At 62.6% G+C, this 17,854-nt stretch carries 20 protein-coding genes; 14 read left to right on the forward strand and 6 right to left on the reverse strand.

All coding sequences use genetic code 11. From position 1 onward, the window contains the following. The first annotated feature begins 56 nt into the window (after positions 1-56). From AB4874_RS14075 to AB4874_RS14095, 5 genes are read left to right on the forward strand one after another with little or no spacing between them, the layout of a single operon-like run. Positions 57-596: a nitrous oxide reductase accessory protein NosL gene (locus AB4874_RS14075; RefSeq protein ID WP_368392459.1), complete on the forward strand. Its 540-nt coding sequence runs from the start codon at positions 57-59 to the stop codon at positions 594-596. After that, entirely contained in the window at positions 593-931 is a 339-nt protein-coding gene (locus tag AB4874_RS14080; RefSeq protein WP_295535617.1) for a hypothetical protein, read from the forward strand. The genes AB4874_RS14075 and AB4874_RS14080 overlap by 4 nt, the downstream gene beginning before the upstream one ends. After that, positions 928-2,070, forward strand: coding sequence for an ABC transporter permease (locus AB4874_RS14085; protein ID WP_368392460.1), 1,143 nt, complete (start codon positions 928-930; stop codon positions 2,068-2,070). The genes AB4874_RS14080 and AB4874_RS14085 overlap by 4 nt, the downstream gene beginning before the upstream one ends. A gap of 10 nt (positions 2,071-2,080) precedes the next feature. Then, entirely contained in the window at positions 2,081-2,791 is a 711-nt protein-coding gene (locus tag AB4874_RS14090) for an ABC transporter ATP-binding protein (protein WP_368392461.1), read from the forward strand. After that, entirely contained in the window at positions 2,788-3,786 is a 999-nt protein-coding gene (locus AB4874_RS14095) for a hypothetical protein (RefSeq protein ID WP_368392462.1), read from the forward strand. The genes AB4874_RS14090 and AB4874_RS14095 overlap by 4 nt, the downstream gene beginning before the upstream one ends. 3 nt (positions 3,787-3,789) lie before the next feature. Here the strand turns inward: AB4874_RS14095 and AB4874_RS14100 are convergent, their stop codons facing one another. Beyond that, positions 3,790-4,254, reverse strand: a complete 465-nt coding sequence (locus AB4874_RS14100) for a DUF6869 domain-containing protein (protein ID WP_368392463.1) — start codon at positions 4,252-4,254, stop codon at positions 3,790-3,792. Next, positions 4,251-5,846, reverse strand: a complete 1,596-nt coding sequence (locus AB4874_RS14105; protein WP_295536312.1) for a peptide chain release factor 3 — start codon at positions 5,844-5,846, stop codon at positions 4,251-4,253. The genes AB4874_RS14100 and AB4874_RS14105 overlap by 4 nt, the downstream gene beginning before the upstream one ends. A gap of 268 nt (positions 5,847-6,114) precedes the next feature. On the opposite strand from AB4874_RS14105, the gene AB4874_RS14110 reads away from it, so the two are divergent. Further along, the gene (locus AB4874_RS14110; protein WP_368392464.1) at positions 6,115-6,795 is read left to right on the forward strand and encodes a hypothetical protein; all 681 of its coding nucleotides are present in this window, start codon (positions 6,115-6,117) and stop codon (positions 6,793-6,795) included. Between the two features lie 128 nt (positions 6,796-6,923). On the opposite strand, the gene AB4874_RS14115 is transcribed toward AB4874_RS14110, so the two are convergent. After that, entirely contained in the window at positions 6,924-7,910 is a 987-nt protein-coding gene (locus AB4874_RS14115) for a Hint domain-containing protein (protein WP_295536318.1), read from the reverse strand. Between the two features lie 175 nt (positions 7,911-8,085). Here AB4874_RS14115 and AB4874_RS14120 point away from each other — a divergent pair, with 175 nt between their 5' ends. Both AB4874_RS14120 and AB4874_RS14125 read left to right on the forward strand, forming a co-directional pair. Beyond that, a complete protein-coding gene (locus AB4874_RS14120) occupies positions 8,086-8,865 on the forward strand; it encodes an SDR family oxidoreductase (protein ID WP_368392465.1) in 780 nt (259 codons plus the stop codon). 67 nt (positions 8,866-8,932) lie between these two features. After that, a complete protein-coding gene (locus tag AB4874_RS14125; RefSeq protein ID WP_368392466.1) occupies positions 8,933-10,021 on the forward strand; it encodes an ABC transporter ATP-binding protein in 1,089 nt (362 codons plus the stop codon). A gap of 7 nt (positions 10,022-10,028) precedes the next feature. On the opposite strand, the gene AB4874_RS14130 is transcribed toward AB4874_RS14125, so the two are convergent. The 3 genes from AB4874_RS14130 to AB4874_RS14140 form a co-directional block, all read right to left on the reverse strand. Next, positions 10,029-11,270 carry an aminopeptidase gene (locus tag AB4874_RS14130; protein WP_368392467.1) on the reverse strand — a complete coding sequence of 414 codons (1,242 nt, stop codon included), beginning with the start codon at positions 11,268-11,270 and terminating at the stop codon, positions 10,029-10,031. 64 nt (positions 11,271-11,334) lie between these two features. After that, on the reverse strand, positions 11,335-12,495 hold the full coding sequence (locus tag AB4874_RS14135) for an iron-containing alcohol dehydrogenase (RefSeq protein ID WP_368392468.1): 1,161 nt from the start codon (positions 12,493-12,495) through the stop codon (positions 11,335-11,337). A 72-nt stretch (positions 12,496-12,567) separates the two neighbouring features. Further along, complete coding sequence (locus AB4874_RS14140; protein WP_368392469.1) at positions 12,568-13,026, reverse strand: Lrp/AsnC family transcriptional regulator; 459 nt, start codon at positions 13,024-13,026, stop codon at positions 12,568-12,570. Positions 13,027-13,163: 137 nt separating this feature from the next. On the opposite strand from AB4874_RS14140, the gene cobA reads away from it, so the two are divergent. Genes cobA through AB4874_RS14170 form a run of 6 tightly spaced genes read left to right on the forward strand, consistent with a single transcriptional unit; the run spans position 13,164 to position 17,842 of the window. Further along, positions 13,164-13,952, forward strand: coding sequence for a uroporphyrinogen-III C-methyltransferase (cobA, locus tag AB4874_RS14145; protein ID WP_368392470.1), 789 nt, complete (start codon positions 13,164-13,166; stop codon positions 13,950-13,952). After that, positions 13,952-14,251, forward strand: a complete 300-nt coding sequence (locus AB4874_RS14150; protein ID WP_368392471.1) for a DUF2849 domain-containing protein — start codon at positions 13,952-13,954, stop codon at positions 14,249-14,251. Before cobA ends, AB4874_RS14150 begins: the two co-directional genes overlap by 1 nt. Further along, positions 14,251-15,903 (forward strand): nitrite/sulfite reductase, encoded by a 1,653-nt coding sequence (locus tag AB4874_RS14155; protein ID WP_368392472.1) that lies wholly within the window; start codon positions 14,251-14,253, stop codon positions 15,901-15,903. The genes AB4874_RS14150 and AB4874_RS14155 overlap by 1 nt, the downstream gene beginning before the upstream one ends. Continuing rightward, positions 15,887-16,621, forward strand: coding sequence for a phosphoadenylyl-sulfate reductase (locus AB4874_RS14160; protein ID WP_368392473.1), 735 nt, complete (start codon positions 15,887-15,889; stop codon positions 16,619-16,621). Before AB4874_RS14155 ends, AB4874_RS14160 begins: the two co-directional genes overlap by 17 nt. Further along, positions 16,618-17,022, forward strand: a complete 405-nt coding sequence (locus AB4874_RS14165) for a DUF934 domain-containing protein (protein ID WP_295536340.1) — start codon at positions 16,618-16,620, stop codon at positions 17,020-17,022. Before AB4874_RS14160 ends, AB4874_RS14165 begins: the two co-directional genes overlap by 4 nt. Positions 17,023-17,029: 7 nt before the next feature. Further along, a complete protein-coding gene (locus tag AB4874_RS14170) occupies positions 17,030-17,842 on the forward strand; it encodes a ferredoxin--NADP reductase (protein ID WP_368392474.1) in 813 nt (270 codons plus the stop codon). The last annotated feature ends 12 nt before the right edge of the window (positions 17,843-17,854 follow it).

A 17,854-nucleotide genomic window follows, 5' to 3' on the forward strand; every position in this document is an offset into this window, starting at 1 on the left:
GCGCGCCCGGTATCGCGCCGGGCGCGCGCAAGCTTCCTTTGCTGAAAGGACATCTCATGTGTCAGTCCTGCGATGAAACCCGGCCCTCGCGCCGCGCCGTTTTGGGCCAGTTTGCCGCGATTACGGCGGCGCTGGGTCTGGGAGTTGTGCCTGCGCGCGCGGATGCGCCGCTGGTCGACCTGCCCCCGCCCGGGCCGCAAGATACCTGCCCGGTCTGCGGCATGTTCGTGGCGAAATACCCCGAATGGATCACCACGGTGCTGTTTGCCGATGGCCATGCCGATCATTTTGATGGCCCCAAGGATTTCTTCAAATACTTGCAGGATATGGAGAAATACGCCCGTGGACGTACCGCCGATCAGATCGTTGGCATGGGCGTGACCGAATATTACGGGCTTAAGCTGATCGACGCGCATGACGCGATCTACGTGCTTGGCTCGGATGTGCTTGGCCCGATGGGGCATGAGCTGATCCCGCTGATGAACCGGGCCGATGCCGATGATTTCACCAAGGATCACAAGGGCAAGAAAGAGGTCGCGTTCGGCGATGTGACGCCCGATATGCTTGTGGTGCTCGACGCGGGCGGGGCGATATGAACATGCCGCGCCGCCGCTCTGGCCCGGTCTTTGTTGGCTTTGGCGTGCTCGGCGCGGCGCTGCTGTTCGAGCTGTATTTCGTCGCTTTCGCGGGCCCCGCGACCCGCGCGCGCCTTGATCGCGAAGCCGGGTTGGTGGCCGATCTTGGCTTGACGGACATCGCGCTGTTTACCGAGGCGCGCTACACCCGCCACCCGTCGCTGGCCGATCTCAACACCCCGTTTCAGGACCATCCGATGGCCTTTGACCACTTCCCATCGGGCTCCATCATGCCCGTGCCTCGGCTGCCCGGCGAGGGCTGGCTAATCTTTCAACCCAAGGAGCGCGGCCAATGATGACCTGGGCCCGACGCCAGCGCGCGCTGGCCGATTATACGCTGGCCGCCCTGTCGCGCCGCAAGGGTAAGAATATCGCGCTGGTTGCGATCTTTTCGCTGGTGGTATTCGCGCTGTCCTCGGCGATGTTTTTCGCCGCCGCCTTGCGCCATGAAACGACGGTTGTGCTGCGCGATGCGCCTGAAATCGTTGTGCAAAAGCTGATCATGGGGCGCCAGGATCTGATCCCCGGCGATGTGGTGGATACGATCGCGGGGTTTCGCGGCGTGACCTCGGCCAAGGGGCGGCTGTGGGGCTATTATTACGACCGCATTAATGGCGCGAATTACACCGTTATGGTGCCCGACGATCCCGCGCTGATCCCGCCCGTGGGCTATGTCGCGGTGGGCGAGGGCGTGCCGCGTGCGCGCGGTCTGGCATGGGAGGGCGCGCCGCTGTTCCTCTCGCGCTATGAGGGCGATCTGAAACGCTTTGACGTGGATCGCACCTTCAGTCGCGACTCGGCGCTGATGACGGCGGATCTGGTGTTGATGAACCCGCAAGATTTCCGTGCGTTTTTTGACATTCCCGAAGGGCTGTACACCGATGTGGTCGCCACCGTGCGCAACCAGAATGAGGTCGCGACTATCGTGACCAAAGCCTCTAACGCCTTGCCGCAAATGCGCTTTGTCACCCGCGCCGATATCGAACGCACCTATCAAAAGCTGTTCGACTGGCGCGAGGGGCTGCTGGTGGTGCTGGCGGGCGCAGGGCTGCTGGCCTTCGCGATTTTCGCGGCTGAAAAGGCCTCGGGCCTGTCGGCGGAAGAGGCGCGCGAGATCGGCATTTTGAAAGCCGTGGGCTGGGACACGCGCGACGTGATCGCGATGAAGATGTGGGAGGGCGGGCTGGTCTCGCTGGGCGCGTTCCTGATCGGCACGGTCGCGGGGTTTGCGCATGTGTTCCTGTTCGATGGCGTGCTGTTCGCGCCCGTGCTGCGCGGTTGGGCGGTGATTTATCCTGATTTCGCGCTGGCTCCGCATATCGACGGGGTGCAACTGATGACGCTGGCCTTGCTGACGGTCGTGCCCTACATGGCCGCGACCGTGGTGCCGGTCTGGCGCACTGCCTCGGGTGATCCCGATGCGGTCATGCGATAGGAGCGGCAAGATGATTACCCTGAACGCGGTTACCAAACTGTATAATGAGGGCCGCCCCAATGAATTCGCGGCCCTGCAAGAGATCAATCTGACGCTGGCGCGCGGCGCGATGAGCGTGCTGCGCGGGCCTTCGGGGTCGGGCAAGACCACGCTTTTGTCGATCCTCGCCTGTATGGCGCGCCCGACCTCGGGGCGGGTCAGCATCGATGGCGAGCTGGTGTCGGGGCTGCCCGAACGCTTTTTGACCGAGCTGCGGCGCACCACATTCGGCTTTGTGTTTCAACGCTTTAACCTTGTGCGCGGATTGACGGCGCTGGAAAACGTGATGCTGCCCACGGTGCCGCTTGGTGCGGATTACGCTCAGACGCGCTACAAGGCGATGGCGCGGCTTGAGGCGCTGGGGCTGGCCGATAAGGCCGCCATGCCGATTGAACACCTGTCGGGCGGTGAGGCGCAGCGCACCGCGATTGCGCGCGCGTTGATCAACGACCCGCCGATCCTGATTGCTGATGAGCCGACCGCCAATCTCGACACGGCCTTGGCCGAGAAATTTCTCGCCATCCTCGCCGAAGAACGCGCAGCCGGGCGCACCGTTATTCTCACCAGTCACGACCCGCGCATCTGGGAGGCCGAGGGCGTAGACCGCATCGTCACCCTGCGTGACGGGAGCATCGTTGAGGGTGAACTGGCTGAGGGCGTTTTGGGTGAGGATGGCGCATGATCTTTCAGCCTCCGATCCTTGCGCTGCTGATGGTGGCGGGTCTCGCGGCGCTGGTTGCGCTCTGGAGTGGGGCCTTCGCGATCCGCGTGCTCGCGCGCTGGGACATGGCCAATATGAGCCGCGCGCAGCTGCGCATGGAACGCATGACCGAGCTGGTCTCGACCCTGTTTGGCGCGGTGATGCTGGCGGAACTCGCGGCGCTGTTGCTGTTTGTGTTCAACGCCGACCGGATGGCCTCGCTGTTTGTGGGCGCGATGTGTGCGGTGGGCACGCTGAATGTGAACGCTTACGGCTTTCCCGCGCTTTATCTGAAGATCGGGGTGTTTTTCGCCGCAACGCTCTGGCTGATTTTGGATCACGCCGATCGGTTGGGGCGGGATTTTCCGCTGACAAAAGTGAAATACGCAGCCCTTCTGGCGATTGCGCCGCTGATCCTTGCCGATGGCGCGACCGAGCTGGCCTATTTCCTCAACCTGCATACCGATGTGATCACGTCCTGCTGCACCAAACTGTTCACGCCCAATAATCCGGGGCTGGCCAATCACATGGCTTCGATCGGTGAGGGCACGGCACTGGTCTGGCTGAGCGTCATCGCGCTGGCGGTGGCGGGCAGCGGGGCCCAAGCGGTGCTGCGCAAGCGAGGCTATTGGATCTATGCGCTGGCTTCGGGGGCGCTGTTTGTGGCGGGGTTGACTGCGATTGTCGCGACGATTTCGCTCTATATCTATGAAGATCCGAACCACCATTGCCCGTTCTGCATCCTCAAGCCGGAATATGGGTATTTCGGCTATGTCCTTTATGTGCCGCTGTTTTTCGCAACAGCGATGGGGCTGGGGGCGGGGCTATTGCAGCCCTTCGCAAACATCCCAAGCCTCAAGGGCAAATTGCCCGGCCTGATCGCGCGCCAAGTGGTCTGGTCGATGATCGGCTTTGCGCTGTTCGGGCTGGCGGTGATCTGGGCGATTGCACGCTCGCATCTGATCCTGTTTGGCTAAGGATCAGCGCGCCGGCAGCGGCCCGCCCATATCCAGCCCCGTTGGCATTGCGCCCGCGCGCGCCGTCTCGATGCGTGCCCAAAGGGCGGGGTCGGCCTCATCTGCGGGCCAAACGCCCGTCAGCGCATAGGCAAAACGCGCCGAATGGCGGGCCTCGCGTTCGATCTTGTCAATGAAATCCGCGCCGTGATCTGTGATCAAATCCTCTAGCGGACCCGCAGAAAGCATCACCACCTGCCAGATCGTCTTGCACCCCGCGAGCGCCTGACGGATGAACGCCCAAAGCACATCCGGATGCTCGCGCAGCTCAAACACGCACAGCACCGACCACGGGAAATATTCGCCCTCGGGTTCATCGCGGTTATCGGCCAGCCACAGCGCCACAAGCGCCTCGACCGAATGCACATCTTCGGGCGCATCGGCGGCCTTGCACAGCACGGAAACCAGTTCGAGGGGCAGAGGGTTCACTGCATCATCTCCTTGGTGGCTGACAATGTGACGCCCTCGTAATCCCGCGCCACCCGGTCGATGTCCCATTGCAGACGAGTGAGGAATACCACGTCTCCATCGTGATCATAACTGATATGCTGCTTGTTGGCATTCACCAGTTTCTCAACCGCCGCCTTGTCGCCCTGCACCCAGCGCGCAGAGGTGAATTGGCTGGCTTCAAAACGCACGGGGATGCCGTATTCCAACTCGATCCGGCTGGCCAGCACTTCGAATTGCAGCGCGCCGACGACGCCCACGATAAAGCCAGAACCAATCGCGGGTTTGAACACCTTGGCCGCGCCTTCCTCGGCGAATTGCATCAGCGCCTTTTCCAGATGCTTGCCCTTCATCGGGTCGGTTGCGCGCACCGATTGCAGCAATTCGGGCGCGAAGCTGGGAATGCCGGTGAAATGCAGCACCTCGCCCTCGGTCAGCGCGTCGCCAATGCGTAGCTGGCCGTGGTTGGGAATGCCCATGATGTCGCCGCCCCAAGCCTCTTCGGCCAGCTCGCGGTCGGCGGCCAGAAACAGAACCGGGTTTGATACGCTCATCGGTTTCTTGGTGCGCACATGGGTCAGCTTCATGCCCCGCGTGAAATGACCCGAAACGAGGCGCACGAAGGCCACGCGGTCGCGGTGCTTCGGGTCCATATTGGCCTGAACCTTGAAGACAAAACCGGTGACTTTGGGTTCTTCGGGGGCAACGTCGCGCTCGGTCGCTTTTTGCACCAGCGGTTCGGGGCCGTATTCGCCAATCCCGTCCATCAATTCCTTGACGCCGAAACTGTTGATCGCCGAGCCAAACCAGATCGGCGTCATATGCCCTTCAAGGAAGGACTGACGATCAAACGCGGGCAGCAATTCGCGCGCCATCTCGACCTCTTCGCGCAGCTTGGCGAGCAGATCGGCGGGCACATGGGTTTCCAGTTTCGGATCATCCAGTCCCGAGATCGCGACACTTTCTGCCACCTTGTTACGATCGGCCCGGTCCATGATTTCCAGCCGGTCATGGATCAGATCATAGGCGCCGATAAATTCGCGACCGACTCCGATGGGCCAACTTGCCGGGGCCACGTCAATCGCGAGGTTTTCTTGAATTTCGTCAATAATTTCGAAGGTATCGCGGCTTTCGCGGTCCATTTTGTTGCAAAAGGTCAAGATCGGCAGGTCGCGCAACCGGCAGACCTCGAACAGTTTGCGGGTCTGGGATTCCACGCCTTTGGCCCCGTCGATTACCATGATCGCGGCGTCCACGGCCGTGAGCGTGCGATAGGTATCTTCGGAAAAATCGCTGTGACCGGGCGTGTCCACCAGATTGTAGCGGAACTCGCGATACTCAAAGCTCATCGCCGAGGCCGAGACCGAGATCCCGCGATCCTGTTCCATCTTCATGAAGTCAGAGCGCGTGCGCCGCGCCTCACCCTTGGCGCGCACTTGGCCGGCCATCTGAATAGCCCCGCCAAACAGCAGGAACTTTTCAGTTAGCGTCGTCTTGCCGGCATCGGGGTGCGAGATGATCGCAAAGGTCCGGCGGCGGGCGATTTCGGGGGGCAGGGCGGGGCGATTTGTCATGGCCCCGCGTTTATCCTGCCCGCGCGCGCCTTGCAATCGGGCAATGGGGGGGATGGTTTTGCGAGAGAGGCGGTTAAGCCGGGGGGGGAAGTCATGAGCGGTGGCAATGTGGGACGACGCTCCCCTAGGGAAGGATGCATGAATGACCGCAATAAATGGCAAATCCGGGCAGTTCATTTTGCAGGAGGAGCCGCAATGAAGTGACGCGCAAGCGAAGTGATGCTAAAGATTGCTACTAAAGGTTCTGAGCAAATTTTAGGAAATTTGGATGTTTGGCCGTTTCTCAACGCTCGTATTTTGCGGATTTATGGCCGGCTTCCCGGTGATCGCGCAACCCCCGCAGACGGTAAAGCTTTCGACGCGAACCTTTTGGCTCGGCAAAGTGCCCAAGACTATGAGCGTAGACCCGCCCTTCTTCGCGCCGCGGCGGATCAAGTGGATCGAAAAGATCATAGAAGCAGACCCAGTGCTCAAGGACACGGTCATCCATGTCGAGCTTGCTTTGCGTCCGGCGTCGGAATTTGTGCGCGAGGAACCTCGCGACTATGTCCTCCTTAGAGGAGATCGGCTCAACCCGCATTATTACTTGCCCGGCTACCGAATCTTTGGTTCCCCCGCCCCACTCGACGATCCGACACGCCCCCCCAACGGTCTGCAATATATGCCTGAGTTTTCCGCCGCTGGTTTCTTCGCAAGTTGCTACCCAGATAACCTGCGCGAAAAGATGAGCCTCTGCGTGGTTTACGCGACTTATCCGCCCGACGATGGTATCCGTCTCAAGGCGCGGCTCTATTTCCCGGAAGACCCCGCCACCCGGCCCGGCTATTTCCGTGAAGTCGCCGAACGGATGCGCGATCTGGTCTACTGCCTAGATGTGACTGATGACCTGATCAATGTGCAGAAAGACCGCCCGACGTTGACTGGATGCCGGCCTGACGTCAACTCGTAGGCTCGACAACGCCTCTTTGAAGGGGCGTCGACCCAGGCGATAACCACTCTTGCCATTCGCGGCGAAACGAAAATCTTGCACTACGGATTCAAACCCACCCGTCCCCAGCACCAAAACCAATCCCCCCCTCACTCCCCGCGCTTGCGGAAAATCTTGTCGCGACCAAGCTGATCCAGCAGATCGCGCGTGGCCTCGGTGCCAAAATGCGGGCGGTGTTTGAGATCGGGCAGGCGGGCCGAGATTTCGGCGCGCAATTCATCGGGCAGAACCGACAGGGTCGCCTCGCTGACCATCAGGCTTTCGGCGGGGATGCCCTCGGCATAGATGATTTCGTGGCGTTCAAAGACCAGCGCGTAATAATCGACATAGCCGCCCTCGCGCCGCCAGACGTTTTCGTCATCCACCAGATACTTGGCCTGCACCAGCAGTTCCGAGGTCTCGCCCAGCTTTTGCGCGCCGCGCCGATACAGAAACAGCCTGTGATGGGGCGAGACGACCAGATCGCCCTCATTGCCCAGAATTCCGGCTGAAATCACGACCGGCGCGAACGACCCCAGCGCGCGCATCCGCGCCTTGGCGACGAGGGCTACGGGCTGCGGGCCGCTGTCGCGCGTGAGCACCCGATCCCCCGCCTTGAGCTGCTCGATGGGTTTTTGCGCCCCCCCGGCCAACGTGATCATCGTGCCCGTGGTGAAGGCCACGCAGACCAGATCCGCCAGCCGCGCTTCGCCCGGATCGGCCGAGGCCTCAAGCAGGGTATATTCCTGACGCGGCGCAATTGGCGAAAGCGGCAGCGCGAAATGCGTGTCGCTGGCATCGTGACGGATCAGCAAAATATCGACGCTGTCGCCATCGGGGGCCATCATCACATGGCGGGCCAGCAGGCTGATCGCATCGCCCGGCGCACCGATCTCGGATCCGGGGGCCACGATCTGCTCGCCCGCAGCGTCCCAGCCCACGACCAAAAGCCGCGGGGTCGCGTCGCGATCCAGCTGATAGATGTCGCCCGGCTCGCATAGCCCGGCAATGTCGAGCGCATCGCCCTGATTAGCGCCCGACGTCACCCAAAGATTATGGGCGTCAAAGACATGAACGCTTTGGCTGATGTGCGACAAGGGGGCCTCCGTTGGGCCGCTCGGGGTGCGGCCTCATGACCGATTACTCGCCTGCGCCCCGCCGGGTCAAGCAATTGACGCGCCAGTGGCAATAAGATCAGCCCCTTGCAAGGCGCGCATTGCGCGTTAACTCTGCGCAAAAGCAGCGAGACTGCGATCATCTTGGGAGAACGCGATGGATTTGGGCATTCGGGGCAAGCGCGCAGTGGTCTGTGCGGGATCAAAAGGTTTGGGACGGGGCTGCGCCGAGGCGCTGGCCGAGGCAGGGGTCGATTTGGTGCTCAATGCGCGGGGGGCCGAGGCGTTAGAGACCGCCGCCGCCGAGATCGCCGCGAAATATGGCGTGAGCGTGACCCCCGTGGCCGCTGATATCACCACGCCCGCGGGGCGCGCCAAGGTTCTGGCGGCAGCGGGCGAGGTCGATATCCTCGTGAGCAATGCGGGCGGGCCGCCTCCGGGGCTGTGGAGCGACTGGGATCGTGACGATTTCATCGCCGCGCTCGATGCCAATATGCTGGCCCCCATTGCGATGATGCAGGCGTTGATGCCAGGGATGATGGCGCGCGGCTGGGGCCGGGTGGTCAATATCACTTCACAATCCGTGCGCGCGCCCATTCCCGCGCTGGGTCTGTCCAATGCCGCGCGCTCGGGGCTGACGGGGTTTGTGGCGGGCACTGCGCGTCAGGTCGCACCAAAAGGTGTGATCATCAACAACATGCTGCCCGGTATCCACGATACCGACCGCGCGACGTCTTTGGATGGTGGTGTGTCCAAGGCCCAAGGGATTTCGCCCGAGGCCGCGCGCGCCAAGCGGATCACGACGATCCCGGCGGGGCGCTACGGCGATGCCGGGGATTTTGGGGCGATGTGCGCCTTCCTGTGTTCGCAAAAAGCGGGCTTCATCGTGGGCCAAAACATCATGCTGGATGGCGGTCAGAACAACATCTCGATCTAGGTGCGCTTGCGCAAGCGGGGCGGCGCTGCTATTTCGATAAATCCTTAGTGATTTTGTAGGATTAGCGATGCCGCCCCCCACGACCCCACCCCGCCTTGAAGTGCGTTCGCTGAAGCGCCGCTTTGACGAGCAGGTGGTGGTGGATGACATTTCTTTCGCGATCCCTGAGGGGCAAGTGACCTGCCTGCTGGGCCCCTCGGGCTGCGGCAAATCCACGACTTTGCGCCTGATCGCCGGGGTGGATATGCAGGACAGCGGCGAGATCTTCGTTAATGGTGCGCTGATCAGCGACGCGGTCCGTCACGTCCCTCCCGAACGGCGCGAGATCGGCTTGATGTTTCAGGATTTCGCGCTGTTTCCGCATCTGACGGTGGCGCAGAATGTCGCCTTTGGGCTGTCTGGGCCAAAGGCCGAAACACGGGCGCGGGTCGATGAATTGCTTGCGCGGGTGCATATGGGACGCCATCGCGACAGCTACCCCCATGCGCTGTCCGGGGGCGAGCAACAGCGCGTTGCCTTGGCCCGCGCGCTGGCTCCGCGCCCGCGTATCCTGCTGATGGATGAGCCGTTTTCGGGACTGGATGAGCGTTTGCGTGACGATATCCGCGACGAGACCTTGGCGCTGCTGAAAGACGAGGGCACAGCGGTGTTGCTGGTCACCCATGAGCCCCATGAGGCGATGCGCATGGCCGATGAAATCCTGCTGATGCGGGGCGGCAAGATCGTGCAGCGCGGCGCGCCCTATAACCTGTATAACGCGCCGGTGGATCGTCAGGCGGCAGCGTTCTTTTCCGATATCAACGTCATCGAAAGTCGGGTGCAGGGCGCGTTGGCTTCCACGCCGTTTGGCGATTTCCTTGCGCCGGGGCATCCCGACGGCACGGGGATCGACATCGTGATCCGCCCGCAGCATCTCAAGATCGATTTCGACCGCGCCGGGCGTGGCCCCAACCCGACGGCGCAAGACGGCACCCCGGCGCGCGCCACGGTCGAGCGCGCGCGCTATCTGGGGCGCGAAAGCTTGGTCGAGTTTCGCATGGAGACCGGGCAGATCCTGAAAGCCTCGGTCCCCAATGTGTTTCTGCCCAAGCCCGGCACGGTGATGTGGCTGATGCTGCGCCGCGACCGCTGTTTCGTCTTTCCCGCCAAAGGCTAGGGGCGCGTTACTGCGCCCATTCGCCCTTGCGGAAGATCGCCACGCGGCTGCCATCGGCGCGGATGCCATCGACATCGGTTTCCGGCCCGCCGATCATCCAATCGACATGGATCAGGCTGGAATTGCCGCCCTTGGCCGCGATCTCGCCGGTGCTTAGTTCGCCGCCATTGAGGAAACATTTCGAATAGCATTGCCCCATCGCGATATGGCAGGCGGCGTTTTCATCATAAAGCGTGTTGTAAAACAGCAGCCCCGATTGCGAGATCGGCGAGCCATGCGGCACCAGCGCGACCTCACCCAGACGACAGGCGCCCTCATCGGTGGCGATCAGCTTTTGCAGCACTTCCTGGCCCCGGCTGGCGCGGGCTTCAACTGCGCGACCGCCCTCGAACCGCATCTCGATATTCTCGATCAGGCTACCTTGATGGGACAGCGGTTTGGAGGCGCGCACCACGCCGTCGACGCGCGCGGCATGGGGGGTGGTGAAGACCTCTTCCGTCGGGATGTTGGGGTTGCAGGTCACGCCGTTCTTGGCCTCAGACGCGCCGCCATGCCATTCGTGATTATCCGCCAGCCCGACCGTCAGATCGGTGCCCGGCCCGGTGAAATGCAGCGCCGAGAAGCGTTCGGAATTGAGCCAGCTTGAGCGTTTGCGCAACTCGCCGTTATGAGCCTCCCATGCGGCGACCGGATCGGCTTGATCGACGCGCGAGGCGGCAAAGATCGCCTCGGCCAGCTTGCCCACGGCCTCGTCTTGGGGCAGATCGGGGAACACCCGCGCGGCCCAAGCGGCGGTCGGAAAGCTGACAATCGACCAGTTGATCTCAAAATTCGAGATTTTCTCCAGCGCGGGTTTATAGGCAATCGAATTGGCCTTGCCTGCGCGGGCGGCTTTCTCGGGGTCTTGATCGGCCAGCATCATCGGGTCATCGCCCACAATCGCCATGCGCGCGGCGTTGCCCGCGTAAGCTTTGGCCATGCCCTCATACAGCCAGCCGGGGGCGGTGTCGAAGCTCGCATCATTGGCGTGACGATAGCGCGCCAGCGTGATTTCCTCATCGCTCAGGATCGGGGTCACAAGGCTTGCACCCGCGCGATAGGCTTCGGCGGCGATCATGCGCACCAAGGGCAGGGCGGCGGCGGGCGCGGTCAGCACCAGCTCCTGACCCGGTTGCAGGTTCAGCCCGACATGCACGGCGACCTGCGCCAGCTTTTCAAGGGATTTCGGGTCAAGGTCGCTGTGGCTCATTTTGGTCTCCTGATACTGAGTCTTGGCGCATAACCTGCACCGTGACGGGCCAAGGTCAAGCGCCTCAGAACGCCTCACGGTAAAGCGATAGCGCGTCGTCCTCGGTGACCTCGACGGGGTTGTTCACCAGCAGCCGGGTTTGCTTCATCGCATCGCGCGCCAGCATCGACAGGCTGTTATCGGTCACGCCCACATCGCGCAGGCGACGCGGTGCGCCGCTGGCATCCATCAGCGCCTCGATATGGCGCACGAAGGCTTCAGAGCGTGCCTGTGCATCGCCGCTGCCCGCCACCCCCATCACATCGGCCAATTCGCCATAAAGCGGCGCGGCAGCGGTGGCGTTATAGCGCAGGACCGGGCCCAGCATCAGCGCATTGGTCAGCCCGTGGGGGAGGTGGTAATGCCCGCCCAGCGGATAGGCTAGCGCATGCACGGCGGCCACGGGGGCGTTGGAAAACGCCTGTCCGGCCAGCGTGGCCCCCAGCAACATCGCCTCGCGCGCGGCGCGGTTGGTGCCGTCCTGACAGGCCGTGATGAGGTTGGCGCCGAGCAGCCGCAAAGCCTCGCGCGCCAGCGCATCCGACAGCGGGTTTTTCTTGTGTTTCGAGGTATAGGCCTCAATCGCGTGGACCATCGCGTCGATGCCCGTGGCGGCAGTGTGGACCTGCGGCAGCCCGACCGTCAGACTGGCATCAAGCAGCACGAAATCGGCGTAAAGCTGGCGCGAGACGACCCCCATTTTCGTGGTCTCCCCGGTGGTGATGATCGAGATGTTGGTGACTTCGGAGCCGGTGCCAGCAGTGGTTGGCACCAGCGCCAGCGGCACGCGCGCGCCCGCCACATTGCCAATGCCATACATCGTGGACAGGTCTTGATCCGAGCCGATCATCACCGCCACCAGCTTGGCAATATCAAGTGAAGATCCGCCGCCAAGCCCAAGAACAATATCAATTTTCTCAGATCGCGCCATCTCTGCGCAGGCGCGCACCACGGCCTCGGGCGGATCGGCCACGACGTCGTCAAACAGCGTCACGCCAAAGCCCGCTTGCGTCAACGCGGCCTGAACCGGCGCGATCAACCCGGCCTCGATCAAGCCGCGATCGGTGACCAGCAGCAGATTGCGCGCGTCAAAGCGCTCGGCCAGCAATTCGCCCAACCGCGCGCTGCCCTCCCATTGCACGTGAATTTCGGACACGGTGGTAAAGCTGAACGGGGTGATGGTCATGTGGTCCTCCCAAGAATTTGGCGCCAGCATGTCAGATTTCAGCGCGAGCGCCAGAGCCGCAGGCGGCGCGCCCTATAGCGGCAATTCAAGGCTGTGTTTCATGCGCTCCATCGACAGGCTGGAGGACACGTCGTGAATCGGGATGCGCGCGACCAAGTCTTTGTAGAACCGATCAAATTCCTCGGTTGAAGCCACCTGCACCTTGAGCAGATAGTCAAGCGTTCCCGCGAGGCGATGCGCCTCGGTGATCTCGGGCATATCCTCGATCACGGCCTTGAACCGCTCCAGCCAATCGCTCTCATGCTGACCGGTGCGGATCGAGACGAAAAACGTCTCGCGCAGCCCCACTTTACGCGGATCAAGGATCGCGGCCTGACGCAGGATCGTGCCGTTTTGCACCAGCTTCTGAATGCGGTTCCAGACGGTGGTTTTCGCAAGGTTCACGCGCTGCGCGATTCGTTCAAGCGACAGGGTCGCATCGCGTTGCAGCTCGATCAGGATGGCGCGGTCATCATTGTCGATGTCTGACATTCTGTTCTTCCCTCAATAGGTGAACGAAACTCTGATTTGATCTGTGTAAACAAAACAAATTCCATTTAGGCAAGGGTTCATATTGTCAAATTTGGAACAATGTCCTGTTTGTTCCTTAAGTAAACAGGAGCCAGCCGATGCGCCATTTCCCAATTTCCGCCCCCTCGACGACTGGGGACAAGCGCGACTCCGGTTGCCCGCATGTGCATTTCGTGGGCGCGGGGCCGGGTGATCCCGAGCTGCTGACTCTGCGCGCGCTCGGGCTGATTGGCGCGGCAGATGTGGTGATCCATGACCGGCTGGTGACGCAGGAAATTCTCGATCTGACGCGCCCCGATGCACTGTTGATCGACGTGGGCAAGACCGGGTTCGGACCCTCGTGGGATCAGGGTGATATCAACGATTTGCTGGTCCGACATGGCGCTGAAGCGCGCGTGGTGCGGCTGAAAACGGGCGATCCGGCGGTGTTTGGGCGTTTGGATGAAGAGGTCGCGGCATTGGACGGCGCAGGTGTCGCCTATGACGTGACGCCGGGTATTACGGCGGCGTCGGCGGCGGTGGCGGGCTTGGGTCTGAGCCTGACGCAGCGCGGGCGCAATGCGGGGCTGCGCATCGTGACGGGCCATGACGCCAAGGGCTTTGCCGAGCAGGACTGGCGCGATCTGGCGCGCCCCGGCGCTGTGGCCGCGATCTATATGGGCAAGCGCGCGGCGCGGTTTTTGACCGGGCGTCTGATGATGCATGGCGCGGCGGCTGACACGCCGGTGAGCGTAGTGGAAAACGTCTCGCGTGCGGATGAGCGCATCATTTCCAGCGATCTGATCGGGTTGGCCGATGCGTTGGCGGATGTGAATGGCCCGGCGGTGTTGCTGCTGGGGATTGCGCCGCGCACCGGCATCTCCGCAGCCCTTCGGGAGGCGTTGTAATGGCGCGCGCGATCCCGGCGCAGGTCGTGTGCGCAAACCATCTGATTGAGGGCGATGCGATTTGGTTCACCGGCACCGGTTGGTGTCGTTCCATCACCAAAGCGCAGGTGGCCGAGACGCCCGAGGCCGCGCAGGCGCTTCTGGCGCTGGCGCAAGCGGGGGCCGAAGACGCCCGCGCGGTCAGCCTCTATCTGGCGGAAGTCGCGATCACGTCCGCTGGCCCGTACCCCACCCATTTTCGCGAAATTTACCGGGTGCGCGGTCACAAGACCCACCCCCAGCTGCACGAGGTTTCGTAATGTATGCCTATTCCGAATTCGACCGCGATTTCCTGCGCGCCCGTGTGGCGGAATTCCGGGGTCAAGTGGCGCGTCGGCTGGACGGCTCGCTAAGCGAGGATGAGTTCAAGCCGCTGCGCCTGATGAACGGTCTATATCTGCAATTGCACGCCTATATGCTGCGCGTGGCGATCCCTTATGGCACGCTGAGCGGGGCGCAGATGCGCGCGCTGGCCGACATTTCCGAGCGCTGGGATCGCGGCTATGGCCATTTCACAACCCGCCAGAACATCCAGTTCAACTGGCCGCGTCTCAGCGATGTGCCCGATATGCTCGAGGCGCTGGCCGAGGTGGGGATGCATGCGATCCAGACCTCGGGGAATTGCATTCGCAACGTCACGGCCGATCATTTTGCAGGCGCTGCGGCAGGCGAGGTCGAAGACCCGCGCATCACTGCCGAACTGATCCGGCAATGGTCCACCGATCATCCCGAATTCGCCTATCTGCCACGCAAGTTCAAGGTGGCGGTCACGGCATCTGAGCAGGACCGCGCCGTGATCGCCTTTCACGATATCGGGCTGCGGCTGCGTGAGCGTGATGGCGAGATCGGCTATCAGGTGGTGATTGGCGGGGGGCTGGGGCGCACGCCGTTTATCGGCAAGGAAGTGCGTGATTGGCTGCCCAAGCGCGACCTGCTGGCCTATCTTGAGGCGATCTTGCGCGTCTATAACCTCGGCGGGCGGCGCGACAATAAGTATAAGGCGCGCATCAAGATTTTGGTGCACGAAACCGGGCTTGAGGAGCTGCGCGCGATGATCGAGGCGGAGTTCGCCACGGGGCGTCGCCTGCTCGGGGATGTGTCTCCTGAAGTGATCGCGCAGATCGCCAAGGGCTTTGCCCCGCCCGCGTTTCGTGACGATCCGGTAGTGCCGTTTTCGCCCGGCCCGGCGTTCCGGTCGTTCCTTGATACGAACCTGCACCCCCATAAACGCGCCGATCATGTCAGTGTCACCGTCTCGACCAAGCCGATTGGCGGCACGCCGGGCGATGTCACGGCGGCACAGATGCGCGTGCTGGCTAATCTGGCCGAGCAGTTTGGCTATGACGAGCTGCGCATCAGCCATGAGCAAAACGTCATCCTGCCCCATATTCATTACAACGATCTGGGCGCGGTCTATGAGGCACTGGCGCAGGCAGGACTGGCGACGGCCAATGTCGGGCAGGTCTCTGATATCATCGCCTGCCCGGGGCTGGATTATTGCGCGCTTGCCACCGCGCGCTCGATCCCGATTGCGCAGCAGATTTCGACGCTGTTTGGCGATATCGACGCGCAGCATGACATTGGGCCGCTCAAGATCAAAATCTCGGGCTGCATCAACGCCTGCGGGCATCACCATGTTGGCCATATCGGCATTCTCGGGCTCGATCGGGCGGGGGTGGAGAACTACCAGCTGACCCTTGGCGGCGATGGCACCGAAGACGCTGCTTTGGGCGATCGCACCGGTCCGGGCTTTGCCTATGATGAGGTCGTGCCCGCCGTCGAGCGCCTGATCCACGCCTATCTCGCGGCGCGTGAGACCACGGACGAGAGTTTCTTGCAGACCTATCGCCGGGTCGGCCTCGCGCCGTTCAAGGCCGCTTTATATGGAGAACGTGATGCAGCCGCTGCGTGAATTGAACGTCTCGCGCGCGCAAGCGGTCGTGCCAGAGGCGGCACGTCTGAACGAGCGCTTTGCGCAGGCCCCGGCCGACGAGATTTTGCGCGCTGCATTGAGCGCGCTGCCGGGGCGCATTGCGCTGGTGTCGTCCTTTGGGGCGGACTCGGCGGTGCTGTTGCACCTGCTGGCGCAGATCGACCGCGACGTGCCGGTCTTGATGCTGGAAACGCAGATGCTGTTTGCCGAGACTTTGCAATATCAGCGCGATCTTTCGGCCCATCTGGGGCTGCGCGATGTGCGCTTGTTGGTGCCTGATCCAGATGTGCCCGACGATCTGCACAGGCGCGACACGAAAGCCTGCTGTCAGTTGCGCAAGGTGGCGCCGCTGGAATGCGCGCTGGCAGAGTTCGACGGCTCGATCACCGGGCGCAAACGGTTTCAGACCGGGCAGCGCACGCAGATGCCGCTGTTTGAGGCCGATCATGCGGGCCGCTTGCGGGTCAATCCCTTGGCAAGCTGGAGCGCGCAGGACCTGTCAGATCACCTGCGCGCCCATGATCTGCCCCGCCACCCGCTGGTGGCGCAGGGCTACCCCTCAATCGGGTGCGCGCCCTGCACTCAGCCCGCCTTTGGCGAAGATGCGCGCGCGGGGCGCTGGGCGGATGAGTCGCGCGAGGAATGCGGTATTCATTTTGCGCCAGACGGGCGCATCATCAGAAGGAAAGCGGGATGAGCCAGATCGTTTCAAAAGACGGCTTCGTGCCAGATCTGTTTGCCGGTGTTGCGCGGCGCACGCCGCAAGATCACCGCCCCGGAGCGGCGCTGCGTCTGGGGCCAGAGGCGGATGTGACCGCGCTGGCTGCCCAGATCGAGACGGCCTCGATGATTGAAATCGGGTTTGACAGTTTCGCCGATGGGCGCGGGTTTTCGTTGGCGGCGTTGATCCGGCGGTCGGGGTTTGGCGGCCATTTGCGCGCCAGCGGGCCGCTTTTGGTGGACCAGCTCCGCGCCGCTTTGCGTGCAGGCTTTGACGATATCGAACTGCCCGATGCGATGGCAAAGCGCCAACCCGAGGCGCAGTGGCGCGCCGTTCCCATGGGGCGCGGCTATCGCGACCAGGTTTTTGACCTGTGAGGCCTGAATGACCTATCAATCCACCGCTTGTGCGCCCGCCGCCAGCGTCGCCCATCCCGACGCCCATCCCGTGCTGGCGGTCACCCATTGGACGGATCGGCTGTTTTCCTTTCGGGTGAAGCGCCCGCGCAGTCTGCGGTTTCGCTCGGGCGAGTTCGTGATGATCGGGCTGATGGGGGAGACCGGAAAACCGCTCTTGCGGGCCTATTCGATTGCCTCGCCCAATTGGGATGACACGCTGGAGTTCTATTCGATCAAGGTTCCCGATGGGCCGCTGACGAGCCGCCTGCAATATGTCCAGCCCGGCGATAGCGTGATCGTGCGGCCCAAGCCGGTGGGCACGCTGGTGCTGGATGCGTTGCGCCCGGCCAAGCGGCTGTATCTGGTGGCCACGGGCACTGGCATTGCGCCCTTTGCCAGCTTGCTGCGCGATCCCGAGACCTGGGCGCAGTATGAAACGGTGGTGTTGACCCATAGCTGTCGCGATGTCGCTGATTTGGCCTATGGCCAGCAGTTAACGCGCGATCTGTTGCACGACCCGCTGGTGGCAGAGCAGGCGGCGCGCGGCTTGCGCGTGCATCAGACCACCACGCGCGAGGCCAGCCGCCATCAGGGCCGCATCACCGACTGGATCAGGGAGGGGCGGTTGGCGAAAGCACTGGATCTACCCGAGCTTGCGCCCGAAACGGACCGCGTGATGATTTGCGGCTCGGTCGGGTTGAATAAGGGCATGGCCGAGATTTTACAGGCGCGCGGCTTTGTCGAGGGCGCAAATTCCGCCCCCGGCGACTATGTCGTCGAAAAGGCTTTTGTGGGCTAGGGTCTGGACCCA

The organism is Thioclava arctica (genome assembly GCF_040892615.1).
Taxonomy (GTDB): Bacteria; Pseudomonadota; Alphaproteobacteria; order Rhodobacterales; family Rhodobacteraceae; genus Thioclava; species Thioclava arctica.